Raw genomic sequence first — 15,341 nt, forward strand, 5'->3', positions numbered from 1 at the left:
AGCATTGTGAATGCACGGAGGAATGAAGATGACATGGATTTATCTAACGTTATTTGTCTTTGCGACGTTTCGGCTTACTCGCCTAATCGTTTTTGATAAAATTACGGCTTTTATTCGTAAACCGTTTCACAAAATTGTAGAAGATCAAGATGAAGAAGGAAATAGGATAACATACTTAGAAATAAAAGGGAAAGGGCTGCAAAGATGGATTGGAGAGCTGCTCAGCTGTTATTGGTGTACGGGCATATGGTGTGCAGTAGGAATTTATTTTAGTTATGTAGCGGTCCCGCACATTGCTATTCCTATCATTACAATACTTGCTATTGCAGGATGTGCAGGAATTGTAGAATCTTTTATGAAATAAATGGACGAGTTAAAAGACATATTGAACTTCAATATGTCTTTTAATAATTAAGGGAAATTTAGCACAACTTTATTTAAAAAAGGAATGCCTTCTTGCCACTCTTCACTATAGAAAAAGCCTTCGAGAATAAATGAGGTCTTATCAGAGGATAGAGGAATAACTACTTGAAAGGAGTCAAATAGTAATTTGTCCTTTGGCTTTAATGATGTTTGCTTAATAGGTTTGATCCAATACTCACCGTCATTTTGAATTTTTTCGTTCCATTTTGGATGAGCGTAGCGCCATTCTAAAGAAGAAGAGGGAATACTAGAAGCTTCAATGCTTTTTTCATCAACAATCTTCCCGCTTAATGTAGACGAAGCGGTGGGCTGCATTTTTAAGCAAAGCACGGGAGAGTGTAAAGTACTGCTCGTTTGATTTTGAATAATTACGTTGCCGAATATCATCAGCTCGCTTTCACTTTGTTCTGGCAGCAGTATAGAATGTTGAAAAAAACAGAGGATATCACTCTTTTCAAACCTTTCTACGGGCCTTTCTACAACCTTTTCGATTACTTTTTCCACGATCTTTTCTTCAATAATCGGCTGTTTTCTCGATGCTTTCTCCCGAAATGCTTCGGCAATAATTTTTTGCTCGGAAAGCTCGTTTCTCAGTAAATCCAGCTCTCTTTCTAACCCTTCAATTTCTACTTCTTTTTCAGATGTAGAAAGCGTCTCAGCGTGTTTTTTCTTCCAAAATGATGTATTTTCTTTTTCTCGCTCTAAAGCTCGTTCATAGCTTTTTAATTGGTTCTGTACGTGCCGAATTTCCGATTTATAGTGAATGAGCTTTTGTTTTAATTGAGTTAAATCATCTTTAGGAGAAGGGGAGTTACGACTCATGTACTAGTCTCCTTTCCTGCTGAGCTATGAAGCAGCTTTGTAAACCAGAGCTGCTCACAGCAGTTTTATTTATATGTATGCACAAAGCTTGTAAACGATGAAAAAAGAGGAGAAATATTCTCCTCTGAGGTTATCCGGTTAATCAAAGTCACTTTCAAAGTCACTTTCGAAGTCACTTTCATCAGAATCACGATAAGGTCTTCCAGGGAAGATAGCTTCACACTGAGGTGGATATTCAATCGGTGAGAAACCGCTTGTAGAAATAACTTCGGGGCGAGGATAACAGAAGCTTCCTTCTACTTCAATCTTAACATCTTTTTCAATTTGCACACTTAGACCTAACACAAGATCGAAGCTTAGCTGCTGTAAGTGAATGTCTGATAATCTAATAGAACCATCAGTTCCTTCAAAAGAATCAAGGTGTACAACAGGTTCTGTTCCTTCAGGTGCGCAAAGATAGAATGTTTGATGTATTTTCCAAGGAATAACACTAGATTCGACATCGCTGTATTTATGATGTCCACCTAAATTAATTAACCTAATTTTATAAAAACCGCTAATTGATAATTTTACTTCATGAAGAATAACAATTTCTCCGTCTGGTAAAATGATCTTCTTAGGTTTGCGACCACCTTGTGGCACAAGCTCAATTACATGATCGAGCGCCTCTTCATCTGAAACGTCTACCGAGTGTCCTTTACTATCGGTTAAAATAACTTCTACTTCTACATCATGGCCTAAATCTTCAAGCGCTTCTTCATCAAATAGTGAAGCGTCATTTGTAAAGATTTGTGGCAAAATCACTTGACGTCTGACCCAATCGTACACTTTAGGTACGCGGATACACAATGCTTCAAAATGTTCTCCCATTTTTAAACCTCCTAATTGTAATTGTCCTTCCTTTACGCTGTTCGTTACTAGGTATCGGACTACTATAGTGTATGAATGACTTACTTTTATGTTCCTTAGTAAAAGCGGAATTTATAGCAATAATTTCTGGATGAAGCGAGCATAAAAAATGAAGGAAATAATAAACTCAATTACAGCATATTCATGTTAGTAAAAAGTGTTATTCATCTTTAATTGATTTTCAGAGGTTTGTGCATTGTTTATAATGAAGGAGTGAGCAGCATGAGTGAGGAAAAAGCGAAACAAAATATCTCTTCATTAAAGTCAGAGCTGGCTTTTTATAAGGAAGAATATCAAAAGTTCAAGCATCAAGAATTTGAATATGAAGATATGAAAGAAGAGTTAGCTGTATTAAAGGAAAAGCATGAACAAGAAAAAAGAAAGCTGCAAGAAAAAATAGATTGGCTTAAGGCATGTGTCAATGAACAAAAATCAAAAAATGAACAGTCAATTGTGCAGTATGATGATCATGCACCAGAAACGATTCAGGAGCTACAGAGCAGGCTGGGAGAAGTGACAGAGAAAGAAAGGGTGGAAGCACCGAGAGCAAGGAAACCAAAAAGCAGCACGGATTTGTTTTTGTCCATGCAGCGTAAAATGGACAAATAAGAGAGAACGTCTTTCTTTAGTCCTGAATATAATGTTATAGATAGGATGCTGTGAAAAGGAGGGAAACATGATGTATTATCATTATAATCCTAATCAATACCCTCAGCCACTGCCTTATCATCCACAACCTATGACAAAGCAATCGGTGAAGAAAGGTCAGTCTATTCCTAAGTCAGTTCAGTACCCTTCTCCCAAACAAGGTGGTTGCGGCTGTGGTTCAAAGTTACCAAAGCGATAAGCTCTAGAAGCATTGTCACCCTGACAATGCTTTTTTACATGTAGTGAAGAGAGGTGTAAATATGCCGGATTTTTTCGATGAATTTGAACGTTTTTTTGAACAGCATATGATGAGAGAACATCGAAACAGAATGAAAGAAGTAGAAAAAGCAGAAAAGCAGATGAAACAGCAAGAGAGGAAGCTGCAGCAAAATGTAAAAAAACTTGATGAGCAGGATGCTGAAGATCCGTTTGGACAATGAAATTTACAGAGAACAGTTGAAAAGCCCATACGAAATCATGTGATTGAACATACAGTATAGAGAGTCAAACAGAGGGGGTGTAATATTATGGGCTGTGGATTCGGCGGATACGGCTACGGTGGTGGCTATGGCGGAGGTTTTGCGTTAATCGTTGTATTATTCATTCTATTAATTATTGTTGGTTGTGTTTGTTTCTATAATTAATCCCTTCTACGAATAAGGCATCGAAAAGTGCGGGTGAAGTTTCACACGTACTTTATTTTTTTATGAGATGTAAGGTCACCATCTAGGCACACGATGCATACGATGAAGTATAAATAAAGGAGGTCATGCAGAATGGATAATAATATGTTTAAAAATATAGAAAAGAAAACAGGCGTTAATATGAAGGATATTTTTGAACTTGCAAATTCTGTACAAAATGCTAATTTTAAAGATGAGCAAACGGTGCGTAACATTGTGAAACGAGTAGCGCAAATTGCGAATAAGCCAATTTCAAAACAAAAAGAAGAACAAATTGTTAAGGCAATCGCAAACAATAACCAATCCATTGATTTTGGGACTATCGCTAAAATGCTAAATGAGAAAAAGTAATGTAATGTTTTCATATAAAGCCCTGACACATCAGGGCTTTTTCCTATTTATGCACTTTCATTTGTATGAAATAAGCTAGGATCAAAATCAAATAATTCAGGATGCTGAGCTAAGTAATTAATCTCTTTAATGTGATGAGCGATAGGGGGATGAGTTGACGTAACTTGATTCAACCACATAAAAAACCTTTTTCTTGCGAGTGCGTATGAATAAATTCATGTCGTACATAACGTAGTTTAACGCATCTACTTGTGGGTATATACCTCTCAGTGGAATATTTGGTTAATAATAGTGGTGAATAAAGTTGGTTATAGTCGCTAGCTTCAGGTAAGAAAAAGAACGATTTACCTCTTAACGGTAAATCGTTCTTTTTCCTTTATACTTTTTTTATAAACGACTTCAGGAACCTTGAAGGATAAGCAGTTTTACCTCTTCTAGTTTGCGGAACGGATAAGTAAAGGGAATTTTGTGCGCGCGTCATTGCTACATATAGAAGGCGCCGTTCTTCTTGAAGCGGCACATCATCTCCGTTGCGATAAGCTTCTAGTGCATAATCATGAGGCAATCCTCCATCTACGCTGCTCAATACGTACACATGTTTATATTCAAGACCCTTTGCTCGGTGAATGGTGGTTAGCTGAATACTTTTATTAAATTGTTTACTTAAAGCTTTCATCTCTGTGTTCATGGCAATCATATGATCCACATGCTCTAAGAGTTCAGGTACGGTTTTGAATTTACGTGCTACCACTTTTAAATCGCGTACATCATCCGAACCTTTTTCCATCATATTTCCTTCATTTCCGCGTTTTTTAACAAAATCATCGAATCCCATATCTTTAGAAATTGTCTCAAGTGCCAAAGAAGGAGACATTGATTTTAGCGATTTGAATAAAGGAATTACTTTCTTTAGCTTTTTTTGCTGAAAAGGTTTTAAATCTTGAAGATATTCAAGGGCATCAATAAATGTACCATCATGAAGAATACTTGCTGCTTTTAAGTCATTGACGGCTGCTTTCTTTAAAAAGAGCGCGTTAACTAAATCTTGTAGCGAACTTGCGTCATTTGGATTCACGCTCAAGCGTAGAAACGAAAGTAAACTTCGAACCATTCTTCTTTTATAAAATGAATCCGCATCTTGTTCAATTGAAAACGGCAGGTTTGACTGTGATAAACGTTCAAAGATGGCGCGTGAAGAAGCGTGAGTTCGATATAAGACGGCAAAGTCAGTTGGAGAAGCGCCTTGCTTAATCTTTTCTTTCATATCCGTTACAATCATTGTTGCCTCTTCTTCTTCGTCGTATGGAAAGAAGAATGTAGGTCGCAACTCATTATCAAACTGGGCAGCCATTTCTTTTTGTCGGCGAGCTGTATTTCGTGCAATGACTTTATTAGCAGAAGAAACGATGGCGTGAGCCGAACGATAATTTTGATTTAACGTAATAACAGTTGTGTTAGCAAAATCTTTTTCAAAGTTTAAAATGAACGAAGGATCGCTTCCCCGGAAAGCGTAGATTGATTGATCATCATCTCCTACGACACACAAGTTTTTAGAGTCTTCACTTAGCATCTTCATAATTTTATATTGAACTTTATTGATATCTTGAAATTCGTCAATTAAAAAATAACGAAATCTTTTTTGATAACGAGTTAGCAAATCAGGATTTTGTTTTAGCATTTCATAACATCCATATAGCATATCATCAAAATCGAATAGCTGTTTTTGTTTTTTTACCTCTTCATAGCGACGATATAAAAAGTGAACATCTTGTTCCCACTTATCTTTTGGACGAACATCTTTCACTCCAACAAGCGTGTTTTTCCAATAGCCAATTTGTTGAAGTGCCTGATCAAACGGAAATTCTTTTTCATCCACGTGGAGTTCTCTTGCTGCTTCTTTCACGATCTGTTCTTTTTGCCAATCCCATTTCAGCAGGCGATCCATTTGCCAAGCTTGAGGATTATGATGAACAATCATACGTAAAAAAATGCTGTGAAAAGTTCCAACTAACATCTGACGAAGTTGTAATCCGGTCATATTTGGATATGTAGCCAATCGTTCTTTCATTTCTTTAGCTGATTTAGAGGTGAAAGTCACTAGCATAATGGATTTTGGATCAATTTGTTTTTCTTGTATCATATATGCCGTGCGAGCTGTTAATACACGCGTTTTTCCGCTTCCCGCACCGGCTAGGATAAGGAGGGGTCCTTCTGAGTGTGTAACAGCTTTCCATTGATTCGAATCTAATTCAATACCACTTTCTTTAAATTCTTTTAAATAAGGAGAGTCAGAGTGTTTAGGAATAGCTGGTTTTGAGCGGAAAGCAGGAACACTTGAAAAAGGTGTGGAAGACCTCCATGTAGTTTTCTCTTTTACAGTGGAGGTTTTTTCCCTAATAGCTCGTCCTTTGGGAATACGAAATCCATTGGTTTCTCTATATTCAGCCGGACTTTCTTTTATTTGTTGTACAGCTGGTGTTTCTGATAGTGTGTCTGAACACTCTTCTCTTTCATGGGGAGCTTGAGTATGATAAAAGTAAGGATAATGCTCAATCCCCAGATATAATTTGACTGATTCTCCGCAGTGAGCACACGTCATTTCTCCTCGGAGACTAGCTTCATATAAATATTGAAATCGGTCTCTAGCCGTTATAGCAAGATTAAGTATCTGATTTTGATAAAGTGCACGTTGCAAAAAACATGGCCTCCTTTTAAAACATAGACAATCAATAGTAAATAAGAGGGAGTTAAAACAAGAAGCCGCTCTCGTTCTACATCGATATAGATGTGTATATACGCACATTTTTTGTTTTATAATCAAAGTCTATCATATCAAAATCATCTTTTTTTAAAAAGAGGACGGATATTTTTGGCGGTATAGGATGTAAAGACGGGTATATATTGAATAAGACATCACATATGCTCCAAAAATGCATTATAGATAGGCAGTGCCGTCTATTTTAAGCCTAGGGTAGAGGATTTAAGTGAGCTGTTTTAATATCTATACTCCTGGAGAAAAAATACTGATGTCTGAAAGTAGAAGGTATCTTGGAAAAGAGGAGGGTTCATATGGGATATGTACTGCCCGTCACGCCTTATCAATCTATTCAATATGCAAATCGCCTTCAAAAAAATAATGCTTCTTTTTCAAAACGTATTTGGCCTATTGAGAAAAAAAGCTTTGACGAAGAGTTTGAATCGCGTCCTCAATCATTAGAATTGACATCAAGTTCATTACAAAAGCGTAGAAAGCTTCAAGCAGCAGAGCATGTATACAGCAAGCTAACAAATAAGGGCCTAGTGATTAATACACGTGTATAATAGAAAAAATCGTGAGCGCAGCAGAGTGAATGACTGCGCTCACGATTTTTTCGCAAAGTAATGAACCTGAGAAACACCTTAATAAGATTCAATAAAAAGTGTACTGCCCTGCTGCCATTCAGCATAAAGGACTTGTTTATAATCGGTAAATCCTTGTTTTTTTAACTGTGCTTTTAGCCAGTCTTCATCAAAGCCTGACTGCATTAAGTTTTTCAAAAGCAAACGTCCATCACTAACGAATGCGATAGGTAAAGCAGGTTCAGAAGGGGACAGGTGTAGATCGCTTCTAGTTGGTTTAGCATAATCAGATTTTGGCAATACGCTTAGTGATCCATCTGTTTCTAAAATTGCATATTCAACTTCACGAATGGAAAATATGTCTTTTGAACGAAGCATATGAAGGAGCTGATCGATATCTAATCGATTTTTGCTAAGTTCTTTGTACGAAATTTTTCCCTTTCGAATAATAATAGATGGGCGTCCTTCTAAAAACAGACGCAGGCGAATGTTTTTTTGAGTAATAACTTCAGTCACATAAATAAGCGCTCCCCAAAATATAACAGAAAACAAAATTTTTCCTACTCCTACTTCTGAGTCATATAATGCGTTTCCTACCAACTCTCCCAATACAAGAGCAGAGATAAAATCAAAGGTGGTAAGCTGAGTAATCGTGGCTCTTCCTAAAAATTTAGTTAAAATAAACAAGCAGATAAATCCGAAAAAAAGCTCTAGTGCAATTCCGATAAGTTCGTCCATATTTTCACCTAATTCATATGATTAGGTATTAGTATAAGCAAGACAAAGGTTCTTATCCTTTAAAAAAGTAAAAACACCAGGTTTAATTCCTAGTGTTTTTTACTTAATTTTTTTACCATCTCTACATGCGGAATTCCAGCATCCATAAATTCACCTGAAACCGTTACGTAGCCTAGCTTTTTATAAAATCTTTCCGCGTGCGTTTGAGCATGTAGCTTAACCTTTTCAATCTTATGCTCTGCTGCAAGCTCTTCTAACTTATCCATCAAAAGCTTTCCTACACCGCCTTTTCGATAAGAGGAAAGAACGCAGATTCGTTCGGCTTTTCCGTAGTCATCTACTATGCGAAAGCGTCCTGCACCAATTGGTTCAGCTCCACTATAGACAACTAAATGGAGGGCTTCGGAATCGTATTCGTCGATTTCTCGCTCTACATCAACCTGCTGTTCTTCTACAAATACCTTTTGACGTACGAAGTAAGCATCAGAAGGATCTTGTTTATTCGTTAGTACTTTGATGTTCACGTATATTATCCCTTTCCAAGACGAAATGTTTCAAACACAGTCCATGTTTCATTTTCAAGCTGGTACATTAAATGAAAGCGATCCACTGTTTCTTCATGAGCGACATCCACAAGTTTCAATTGGCTATATACATCTAAGTGCTCATCATCTGAAAGTCGTTGGCCAATTGTGATATGCGGAATAAATGAATATTCGGTTGGCTGCTCTAGATCGCCTTCATGAAGTTTATTGTAAAGTGACGTGAGTTCTGGCTTTTGTTCCACTTTTAAGTAAATAACGTTATTAGCGGGTGAAAATGAGCTTACTTTCGTTACATTTAATGAAAATGGATTTGTTTCTTCAGCAATTTTGCGCAAGTTAGCCGCAATTTCATCAATTTGGTCTTCTGTAGCTTCAAAGACTTCTTTTAATGTAAGATGAGGCGGAATTAATGAATAGTGAGAATCGTAGCGTTTTCGATAAGAGTTCGCTACATCTTGTAATTTTTTAGATGGAAAAAGTACAACGCCAAATTTCATAAAAAATCCCTCCAAAGTAAGATCATAAAAATATGTATAAAGCGAGCTTATTATAACAAATTTTCAAAAAATATTACATCTTTCTACTTCAACATATATTGAAGCGAACGCTTTACGTCTTTTTGCCAGTATTTCCACGTGTGATTTCCATTAAATTCTTCGTAGAAAACCGAGTATCCACGCTGCTTCATTTGTTCGTGCAACAAGCGGTTAGGCTCAATAAAATTCAATATACCATCTTGTGTCGTTTTGACGTCTGTTTCTTCAGTTCCAATAACATGATATAAATCAAGAAGGGAAGGAGAAGCAAATGAGCTGACCGTTTGTAATACAGCATCATTCACAAAAGGAGAATGCATGATCACTTTCCCGAACGTGTGAGGATACGCAATTGCCGTCAGCAGTGAAACTGTAGCAGCAAGAGAATCTCCAATTAAAACACGAGATTTTCCCATTTGATATGTAGGATAGGTTTTATCCAAAAATGGCACAAGTTCATGTGCTAAAAAGCGAATATAAGCATCTACTTGCTTTCCTTCTGGATGATACTTATCACGTCTGTCTTCCACACTTTTATATGGAATACCGACAAAAATAGTACGATCGATTTCTGACTCGTTCATTAAATCATCGATTAAACGAGGTGTTCGTCCGTACATAACATAATCTTTTCCGTCTTGAGCGATAAGTAAGGAATACTTATAGAGCGTAGAATAGTTAGACGGCAAATAGACTAGTAACGTGACGTCTTCTTGCAGTGCGTCACTATAAAAAGAAATTTCTTCTAACTTCCGCTTACTTTCTGACATGAATAATCGACTCCTATGCGTTTGAATGAAAGCGCTACCTTTATTGTAACATATTTTTTAACAACCGTTCTTTATTTTATTGTAACGAATTTTTTAACGAATGACGAGAAAGAGGCATTCGTTACTAAAAAAGCGCTTCAGAATCGACTGAAGCACTTTTGATTAATCTAATTTTTTCATTTTTTTAAACATATCTTTTTCAGCTTGGCTGGCTTTTTCTAATGGCTTCTTCGTGTATTCCTCTTCTTTTTCATCAATCGAAACCAATTCCATGTCATTTTTTACATAGCTTCGGATATTGCGGGCGCCGAAATATCCGTTTACATCTTCTAAAATAGGCTTGTTTTCTTTTTGATCATAAAGAGTGTATGAATTCCCATCTTTCACGATAGCATAGTGATTCCCTGCTAGCAGAGCAACTGCTTCTTTTTCGCTTTTTCCAAAAGCAGACATGAGAAACAGAACGATTAAGATGATAAAGAAAAGGGCTGTTGCACCAATAAAAAATAATAATAAGCCTCTGCTAAATTTACTTTGTTTTTCTTCCACAGTAGACAAACCTCCTGATTAGATAATTTCATTATAGCAAGTAAACGTAATGAGCGCATAAAGAGATATGTGAAGAGTTTATGAATTCCAACGGGTGAAACAAAAAAGGTTTTTAGCGCCTCTCATCGAATTTAGTATAAAGAGAGACAACAACTTGAAAAGGAGAGAGATATATGACAGCGAAAAAAATCCCAACGAGCAAAGAAGTGGCAAAGGCAACATTTGATTTGCTAGAAGAGCGTGGCGTAACAGTTTTGGATATTGCTGAAATAGTGTATGATTTACAGCTTCCTTATCATCCAGCTCTAACCATTCAGGAATGTGCGGAAAGCGTAGAGAGAGTGCTGCAAAAAAGAGAAATTCAGCATGCCCTTCTAGTTGGAATCGAACTTGATAAATTAGCTGAGCAAAATAAATTATCAGAACCTCTTCAAAGTATTGTAGAACAAGACGAAGGATTGTTTGGCGTTGACGAAACAATTGCTCTAGGTGCCGTTTTAACCTATGGCAGCATCGCCGTTACGACCTTTGGCTATTTAGATAAAGTAAAAGTAGGGATTATCGAAAAGCTGGACTGCAAAAAAGAAAAAGGAGTTAATACTTTTTTAGATGATTTGGTAGCAAGCGTAGCTTCTAGTGCAGCAAGTCGTCTAGCTCACCGTCAGCGTGATGAACAAGAACAGCTGCAAGAAGGCAACCCGGCTACGTAATAGACTTCTTTTAGTATGTATATAAGCTACGTAAATTAACACGTCGAAATGATGTAGTCTTTTATTTGAATAACGGAAGCCAGGCGCGTATTTCCTACGTGCCTGGCTTCCGTTAATGAAACAATTTATGGCTGTAGTGAAGTAGTCATAAGGTAGCTTAAGTTTTTCAGTCCAAGACTTTCATAAAAAGCATGTGCTTTTTCGTTAAATGCCCATACGGTAAGCTGGAGGTCATTTGCTCCTTTTTGTACAGCCCACTGTTTCGTAGCAGAAAAAAGACCTTTTCCTACGCCGTAATTTTGAAATCCTTTCTTAACACCAAAATATTGAATGTATGCTGTATAGGAAAGAGGAGCTAATGTGGTGGGGGGGTTGTATTTTAATTCAACAACAGACGCTCCGATAATTTGATTTCGATATTGAGCTACAAGAATATCAATGGTGGCATAATAAAGAGTAGCCTGATATTGTTCAGGAGATAAAACGGCCATTTGATTGTCAAACATAGAAGGAAGCGCATTTGCGTGAAGGTCTAGTGATTCCCCTAAAATGTTATTGACTTCTGTATAATCATCTAGTTTTGCAGTGCGATAGATAATATCCATACACACCTCACCTACTTTTTAAAAGTTGTGCTTTATCATATGTAGCAACTTCCAAAATGTTAAATGAGAATCAAAATCTGAAAATATTAAAGAAAGAACCGCGTCAAACAGAGCATATATTTTATGCTCTGTTTGATGTTATAGCTGAAAGCTATATAAGCGAAAAACACTAAATTCTAGTTTCAGCGATGGCGTCGCGCACTTTTTCAAGCGAATGTTTAGAGGCGTCTTTATTTGCAATCATCACATTAACGTATAAAGCGTCAATGAGGCTCAGCTGTCCAATCCTCGAAGCAAGAGCTTCAGATCGATACTCGGTTTCTTCTGAACTCGTATAAAGGGAAACGTCGACGTTTTGGCTTAATGGAGATTTAGGAAAACCCGTGATACCGATTGTTTTGGCACCGTTAGCTTTTGCTGTATTTAAAATGTTCATCGTGTCTTTATTTGTTCCGGAATGAGAAATCACCACCGCTACATCTTGTTTCGTTAATTGAGAAGCGGACATAAGCTGGAAGTGGGAATCAATAAATGCAAACGTTTTAATTCCTGTTCGCACAAATTTATGAAAGGCATCCATAGCCACCACTGAAGATCCTCCTGTGCCATAAAATTGAACTTTATCGGCTTGCATAAGAAGTTTGACGGCTTTTTCAATGGCATTACCTTCTAGTATTTGTAATGTATTTTCAAGAGTTCGCACGTTGGAGCGAAAGATTTTTTCAGCAATCGTTTTTTCATTATCCGTTTCAGCGATTTCCTCATGAATCTGCTGAATAGGCGTCATAATTTCAGCAGCCAGCGCTATTTTCATCGCTTGATAGCCCTTGAAGCCAATTCGTTTACAAAAGCGAAAGACTGTTGCATCAGCTACATTTAAATCGTCTGCTACTTCGTTAATGGTACTGTGAATAATTTGTTCCGGCTGTTCTAAAATATAATTTGCAATCTTTTTCTCTTTTTCACTGAATCTAGCATAGTGAGAGCGGATTTTTCCTAAGCAATTTTGCGTCATAACTGATGTTCCTTTCTACGAATTTAGTAGTAAAAAGAGTATAGCACAAAAATATGAGTGAAAAAAATTTTCTTGTAAACGATTGCAAAATGAAAAATAATTCGTATAATGGAGGTAATGTGAAATTTTTTTTCAAAGGGAGTTTGTAAAATGAAAATTGGATTAATCGGTTTAGGAAAAATGGGATATAATTTATCTTTAAATTTAATGGATAACCATCATGAAGTAGTAGCTTATGATGTAAATAAAGAAGCGGTAGAAAAACTTTCAAATGAAGGAGCAGCTGGTGCTTTTACTATTCAAGAGTTAGTCAACGAACTGCCGGCTTCACCTAAAGTTGTATGGGTTATGGTTCCAGCTGGAGAAGTAACGGAAAACGTTATTACAGAATTAAAAGAACTTCTGTCAGAAGGAGATATTGTAATAGATGGAGGAAACTCTAATTATAAAGAATCTGTTCGACGTGCTCATGATCTTCAGGAAAAAGGTATTTACTTCTTTGATGTAGGGACAAGCGGTGGAATGGAAGGTGCAAGAAACGGAGCGTGTACAATGATTGGCGGAGATGCCGAAGCATTCCGCACAATCGAACCCATTTTTAGTGATATTTGTGTAGAAAATGGATTTATGTATGCAGGTAAAAGCGGAAGCGGTCATTTTTTAAAAATGGTTCATAATGGTGTAGAATATGGAATGATGCAATCCATTGCTGAAGGATTTGAAGTTCTGGAAAAAAGTCAGTTTGATTTCGACTATGAAGCCGTCGCACGCGTTTGGAATAACGGATCTGTTGTTCGTTCTTGGTTAATGGAACTAACAGAAAATGCGTTTTCAAAAGATCCTAAACTAGATAGTATTAAAGGCATCATGCAGTCTTCTGGTGAAGGGAAATGGACCGTAGAGACTGCTCTTGATCTTCAAACGGCAACTCCTGTTATTGCTTTATCGCTAATGATGCGCTATCGTTCATTAGAGGAAGATACATTTACAGGAAAAGTTGTAGCAGCACTTCGAAATGAATTCGGTGGTCACGGTGTTGTAAATAAGTAAAGTAGTAAAGTAGGGGGACAGCAGCATGAGCAAAAAATATGCAATAGGTGTAGATATCGGAACAACGAGTACAAAGTCTGTATTGTTTTCAGTAGACGGTACAGTCATTGCGAACCATGGGATTGAGTATCCATTACACTCGCCTACGCCCGCGATGGCTGAGCAAGATCCTGAAGAAATTTTTCAAGCAGTTGTACGTACAATTCAAACGGTTGTAAAAACGAGCGATGTAAAACCTGAGGATATTTTATGCGTTTCATTCAGCTCAGCTATGCACAGTGTTATTGCCGTTGATCAGCAGGGGAAACCGCTGACAAAATGTATCACATGGGCGGATAATAGAAGTGCAGAATGGACGGAAAAAATTAAAAATGAATACAATGGTCATGAGATTTATTTACGTACGGGTACGCCTATTCATCCGATGTCACCGCTTTCCAAGCTAACGTGGCTTTCTAATGAACAGCCTGAATTAGTGAAGGGAACATATAAGTTTATTTCGATTAAAGAATATGTATTCTTAAAGTTGTTTAACGAATATGTTATCGACTATTCAATTGCATCAGCAACAGGTTTGTTTAATTTGAAAAATCTTGCGTGGGATGAAGAAGCACTCAAAGTAGCAGGTGTTACAACAGATCAGCTATCTACTCCTGTTTCAACAATGCACCAGCTAAAAGGGTTAAACCCAGAGCTTGCAGTTGAGATGCATTTACAGCCGGATACGCCATTTATTGTAGGGGCAAGTGACGGCGTATTATCCAATCTAGGTGTAAATGCGATTGAACCAGGCGTTGTTGCTGTTACAATTGGGACAAGCGGAGCTATTCGAGCAGTGACTGATAAGCCGGTAGTCGATCCTAAAGGCCGTATTTTCTGTTATGCGTTGACAGAAGACCACTGGGTAATTGGTGGCCCTGTAAATAATGGAGGCATGATTTTTAGATGGGCTCGCGATCAATTTGGAGCGTCGGAAGTGGAAACAGCTAAACGCCTTGGAAAAGATCCGTATGAAGTATTAACGGATATTGCGGCTTTAGTGAAACCGGGAGCAGACGGCTTATTATTTCATCCATACCTTTCAGGAGAACGCGCGCCGCTTTGGGATGCAAATGCGAAAGGGTCATTTTTCGGCCTAGGTTTACATCATAAAAAAGAACATATGATTCGTGCCGTATTAGAAGGTGTTATCTTTAACTTATATACCGTATTATTAGCCCTTGAAGAGTTAATTGGAGAGCCTACAAAAATTCAGGCAACAGGCGGATTTGCACGTTCCGCACTTTGGCGTCAAATGATGGCAGATATTTTTAACCAAGAAGTATCCGTGCCGGAAAGCTTTGAAAGTTCATGTCTAGGAGCCGTTATCCTTGGCTTATATAGCCTTGGTGAAGTTGACTCATTAAATGTTGTTTCTGATATGGTTGGAGCGACTAATCATCATTATCCCATCAAAGAAAACAGTGAAGTATATAAAGAGTTAACGACTATTTATATTCGTTTGGCTCGCTTATTTAAAGAAGAATACGAAAGCATTACGGCTTTTCAAAAAAAATACGTACATTAATATCCAGAATCATCGCTTGAAGCTTTCAAGCGATGATTTTTTGTGTGTTAGGTTATCTAACAACCGAAAGAGTTAACACTA

Annotated in this window: 21 protein-coding genes; 10 read left to right on the forward strand and 11 right to left on the reverse strand. The window is 37.3% G+C overall.

Annotated elements, in window-relative coordinates; all coding sequences use genetic code 11:
* Nucleotides 1–28: 28 nt before the first annotated feature.
* Nucleotides 29–364, forward strand: coding sequence for a DUF1360 domain-containing protein (locus ACLHDF_RS14905; RefSeq protein WP_195781178.1), 336 nt, complete (start codon nucleotides 29–31; stop codon nucleotides 362–364).
* A 47-nt stretch (nucleotides 365–411) separates the two neighbouring features.
* Here ACLHDF_RS14905 and ACLHDF_RS14910 read toward each other — a convergent pair whose 3' ends face one another.
* Together ACLHDF_RS14910 and ACLHDF_RS14915 are read right to left on the reverse strand one after the other, a co-directional pair.
* The gene (locus tag ACLHDF_RS14910) at nucleotides 412–1,245 is read right to left on the reverse strand and encodes a hypothetical protein (RefSeq protein WP_413919519.1); all 834 of its coding nucleotides are present in this window, start codon (nucleotides 1,243–1,245) and stop codon (nucleotides 412–414) included.
* A 138-nt stretch (nucleotides 1,246–1,383) separates the two neighbouring features.
* Nucleotides 1,384–2,115 (reverse strand): hypothetical protein, encoded by a 732-nt coding sequence (locus ACLHDF_RS14915; protein ID WP_413919520.1) that lies wholly within the window; start codon nucleotides 2,113–2,115, stop codon nucleotides 1,384–1,386.
* A gap of 261 nt (nucleotides 2,116–2,376) precedes the next feature.
* Between ACLHDF_RS14915 and ACLHDF_RS14920 the strand changes: the two genes are divergently transcribed.
* The 5 genes from ACLHDF_RS14920 (at nucleotide 2,377) to ACLHDF_RS14940 (ending at nucleotide 3,836) form a co-directional block, all read left to right on the forward strand.
* Nucleotides 2,377–2,763, forward strand: coding sequence for a hypothetical protein (locus tag ACLHDF_RS14920; protein ID WP_413919521.1), 387 nt, complete (start codon nucleotides 2,377–2,379; stop codon nucleotides 2,761–2,763).
* 67 nt (nucleotides 2,764–2,830) lie between these two features.
* On the forward strand, nucleotides 2,831–3,001 hold the full coding sequence (locus ACLHDF_RS14925; protein WP_413919522.1) for a hypothetical protein: 171 nt from the start codon (nucleotides 2,831–2,833) through the stop codon (nucleotides 2,999–3,001).
* Between the two features lie 61 nt (nucleotides 3,002–3,062).
* Nucleotides 3,063–3,242 (forward strand): hypothetical protein, encoded by a 180-nt coding sequence (locus ACLHDF_RS14930; protein WP_413919523.1) that lies wholly within the window; start codon nucleotides 3,063–3,065, stop codon nucleotides 3,240–3,242.
* An 87-nt stretch (nucleotides 3,243–3,329) separates the two neighbouring features.
* Entirely contained in the window at nucleotides 3,330–3,446 is a 117-nt protein-coding gene (locus ACLHDF_RS14935; protein ID WP_310327506.1) for a YjcZ family sporulation protein, read from the forward strand.
* 132 nt (nucleotides 3,447–3,578) lie between these two features.
* Nucleotides 3,579–3,836: a stage VI sporulation protein F gene (locus tag ACLHDF_RS14940; protein ID WP_097813390.1), complete on the forward strand. Its 258-nt coding sequence runs from the start codon at nucleotides 3,579–3,581 to the stop codon at nucleotides 3,834–3,836.
* 47 nt (nucleotides 3,837–3,883) lie between these two features.
* Here the strand turns inward: ACLHDF_RS14940 and ACLHDF_RS14945 are convergent, their stop codons facing one another.
* Nucleotides 3,884–4,015, reverse strand: a complete 132-nt coding sequence (locus ACLHDF_RS14945; RefSeq protein WP_413919524.1) for a hypothetical protein — start codon at nucleotides 4,013–4,015, stop codon at nucleotides 3,884–3,886.
* 197 nt (nucleotides 4,016–4,212) lie between these two features.
* Entirely contained in the window at nucleotides 4,213–6,531 is a 2,319-nt protein-coding gene (locus ACLHDF_RS14950) for an ATP-dependent helicase (protein ID WP_413919525.1), read from the reverse strand.
* A 374-nt stretch (nucleotides 6,532–6,905) separates the two neighbouring features.
* Here ACLHDF_RS14950 and ACLHDF_RS14955 point away from each other — a divergent pair, with 374 nt between their 5' ends.
* On the forward strand, nucleotides 6,906–7,157 hold the full coding sequence (locus ACLHDF_RS14955; RefSeq protein WP_413919526.1) for a hypothetical protein: 252 nt from the start codon (nucleotides 6,906–6,908) through the stop codon (nucleotides 7,155–7,157).
* 78 nt (nucleotides 7,158–7,235) lie between these two features.
* Here ACLHDF_RS14955 and ACLHDF_RS14960 read toward each other — a convergent pair whose 3' ends face one another.
* The 5 genes from ACLHDF_RS14960 to ACLHDF_RS14980 form a co-directional block, all read right to left on the reverse strand.
* On the reverse strand, nucleotides 7,236–7,913 hold the full coding sequence (locus ACLHDF_RS14960) for a DUF421 domain-containing protein (RefSeq protein WP_413919527.1): 678 nt from the start codon (nucleotides 7,911–7,913) through the stop codon (nucleotides 7,236–7,238).
* 89 nt (nucleotides 7,914–8,002) lie between these two features.
* Nucleotides 8,003–8,437: a GNAT family N-acetyltransferase gene (locus ACLHDF_RS14965; RefSeq protein WP_413919528.1), complete on the reverse strand. Its 435-nt coding sequence runs from the start codon at nucleotides 8,435–8,437 to the stop codon at nucleotides 8,003–8,005.
* A 5-nt stretch (nucleotides 8,438–8,442) separates the two neighbouring features.
* On the reverse strand, nucleotides 8,443–8,955 hold the full coding sequence (locus ACLHDF_RS14970) for a YjcG family protein (RefSeq protein WP_413919529.1): 513 nt from the start codon (nucleotides 8,953–8,955) through the stop codon (nucleotides 8,443–8,445).
* An 83-nt stretch (nucleotides 8,956–9,038) separates the two neighbouring features.
* Complete coding sequence (locus tag ACLHDF_RS14975) at nucleotides 9,039–9,764, reverse strand: alpha/beta hydrolase (protein WP_413919530.1); 726 nt, start codon at nucleotides 9,762–9,764, stop codon at nucleotides 9,039–9,041.
* A 162-nt stretch (nucleotides 9,765–9,926) separates the two neighbouring features.
* A complete protein-coding gene (locus tag ACLHDF_RS14980) occupies nucleotides 9,927–10,313 on the reverse strand; it encodes a hypothetical protein (protein WP_413919531.1) in 387 nt (128 codons plus the stop codon).
* Between the two features lie 173 nt (nucleotides 10,314–10,486).
* Here ACLHDF_RS14980 and ACLHDF_RS14985 point away from each other — a divergent pair, with 173 nt between their 5' ends.
* Entirely contained in the window at nucleotides 10,487–11,023 is a 537-nt protein-coding gene (locus ACLHDF_RS14985; protein WP_013055458.1) for a phosphatidylglycerophosphatase A, read from the forward strand.
* A 125-nt stretch (nucleotides 11,024–11,148) separates the two neighbouring features.
* Here the strand turns inward: ACLHDF_RS14985 and ACLHDF_RS14990 are convergent, their stop codons facing one another.
* Nucleotides 11,149–11,628: a GNAT family N-acetyltransferase gene (locus ACLHDF_RS14990; protein WP_413919532.1), complete on the reverse strand. Its 480-nt coding sequence runs from the start codon at nucleotides 11,626–11,628 to the stop codon at nucleotides 11,149–11,151.
* 169 nt (nucleotides 11,629–11,797) lie between these two features.
* Complete coding sequence (locus ACLHDF_RS14995; RefSeq protein WP_413919533.1) at nucleotides 11,798–12,643, reverse strand: MurR/RpiR family transcriptional regulator; 846 nt, start codon at nucleotides 12,641–12,643, stop codon at nucleotides 11,798–11,800.
* 150 nt (nucleotides 12,644–12,793) lie between these two features.
* On the opposite strand from ACLHDF_RS14995, the gene gnd reads away from it, so the two are divergent.
* Nucleotides 12,794–13,693, forward strand: a complete 900-nt coding sequence (gene gnd / locus ACLHDF_RS15000) for a phosphogluconate dehydrogenase (NAD(+)-dependent, decarboxylating) (RefSeq protein WP_413919534.1) — start codon at nucleotides 12,794–12,796, stop codon at nucleotides 13,691–13,693.
* A gap of 25 nt (nucleotides 13,694–13,718) precedes the next feature.
* The gene (gene gntK, locus ACLHDF_RS15005; RefSeq protein ID WP_413919535.1) at nucleotides 13,719–15,260 is read left to right on the forward strand and encodes a gluconokinase; all 1,542 of its coding nucleotides are present in this window, start codon (nucleotides 13,719–13,721) and stop codon (nucleotides 15,258–15,260) included.
* Nucleotides 15,261–15,341 lie beyond the last annotated feature (81 nt).

Origin of the sequence: Priestia megaterium (assembly GCF_046599315.1) — a bacterium.
In the GTDB taxonomy this organism is placed as follows: Bacteria; Bacillota; Bacilli; order Bacillales; family Bacillaceae_H; genus Priestia; species Priestia megaterium_F.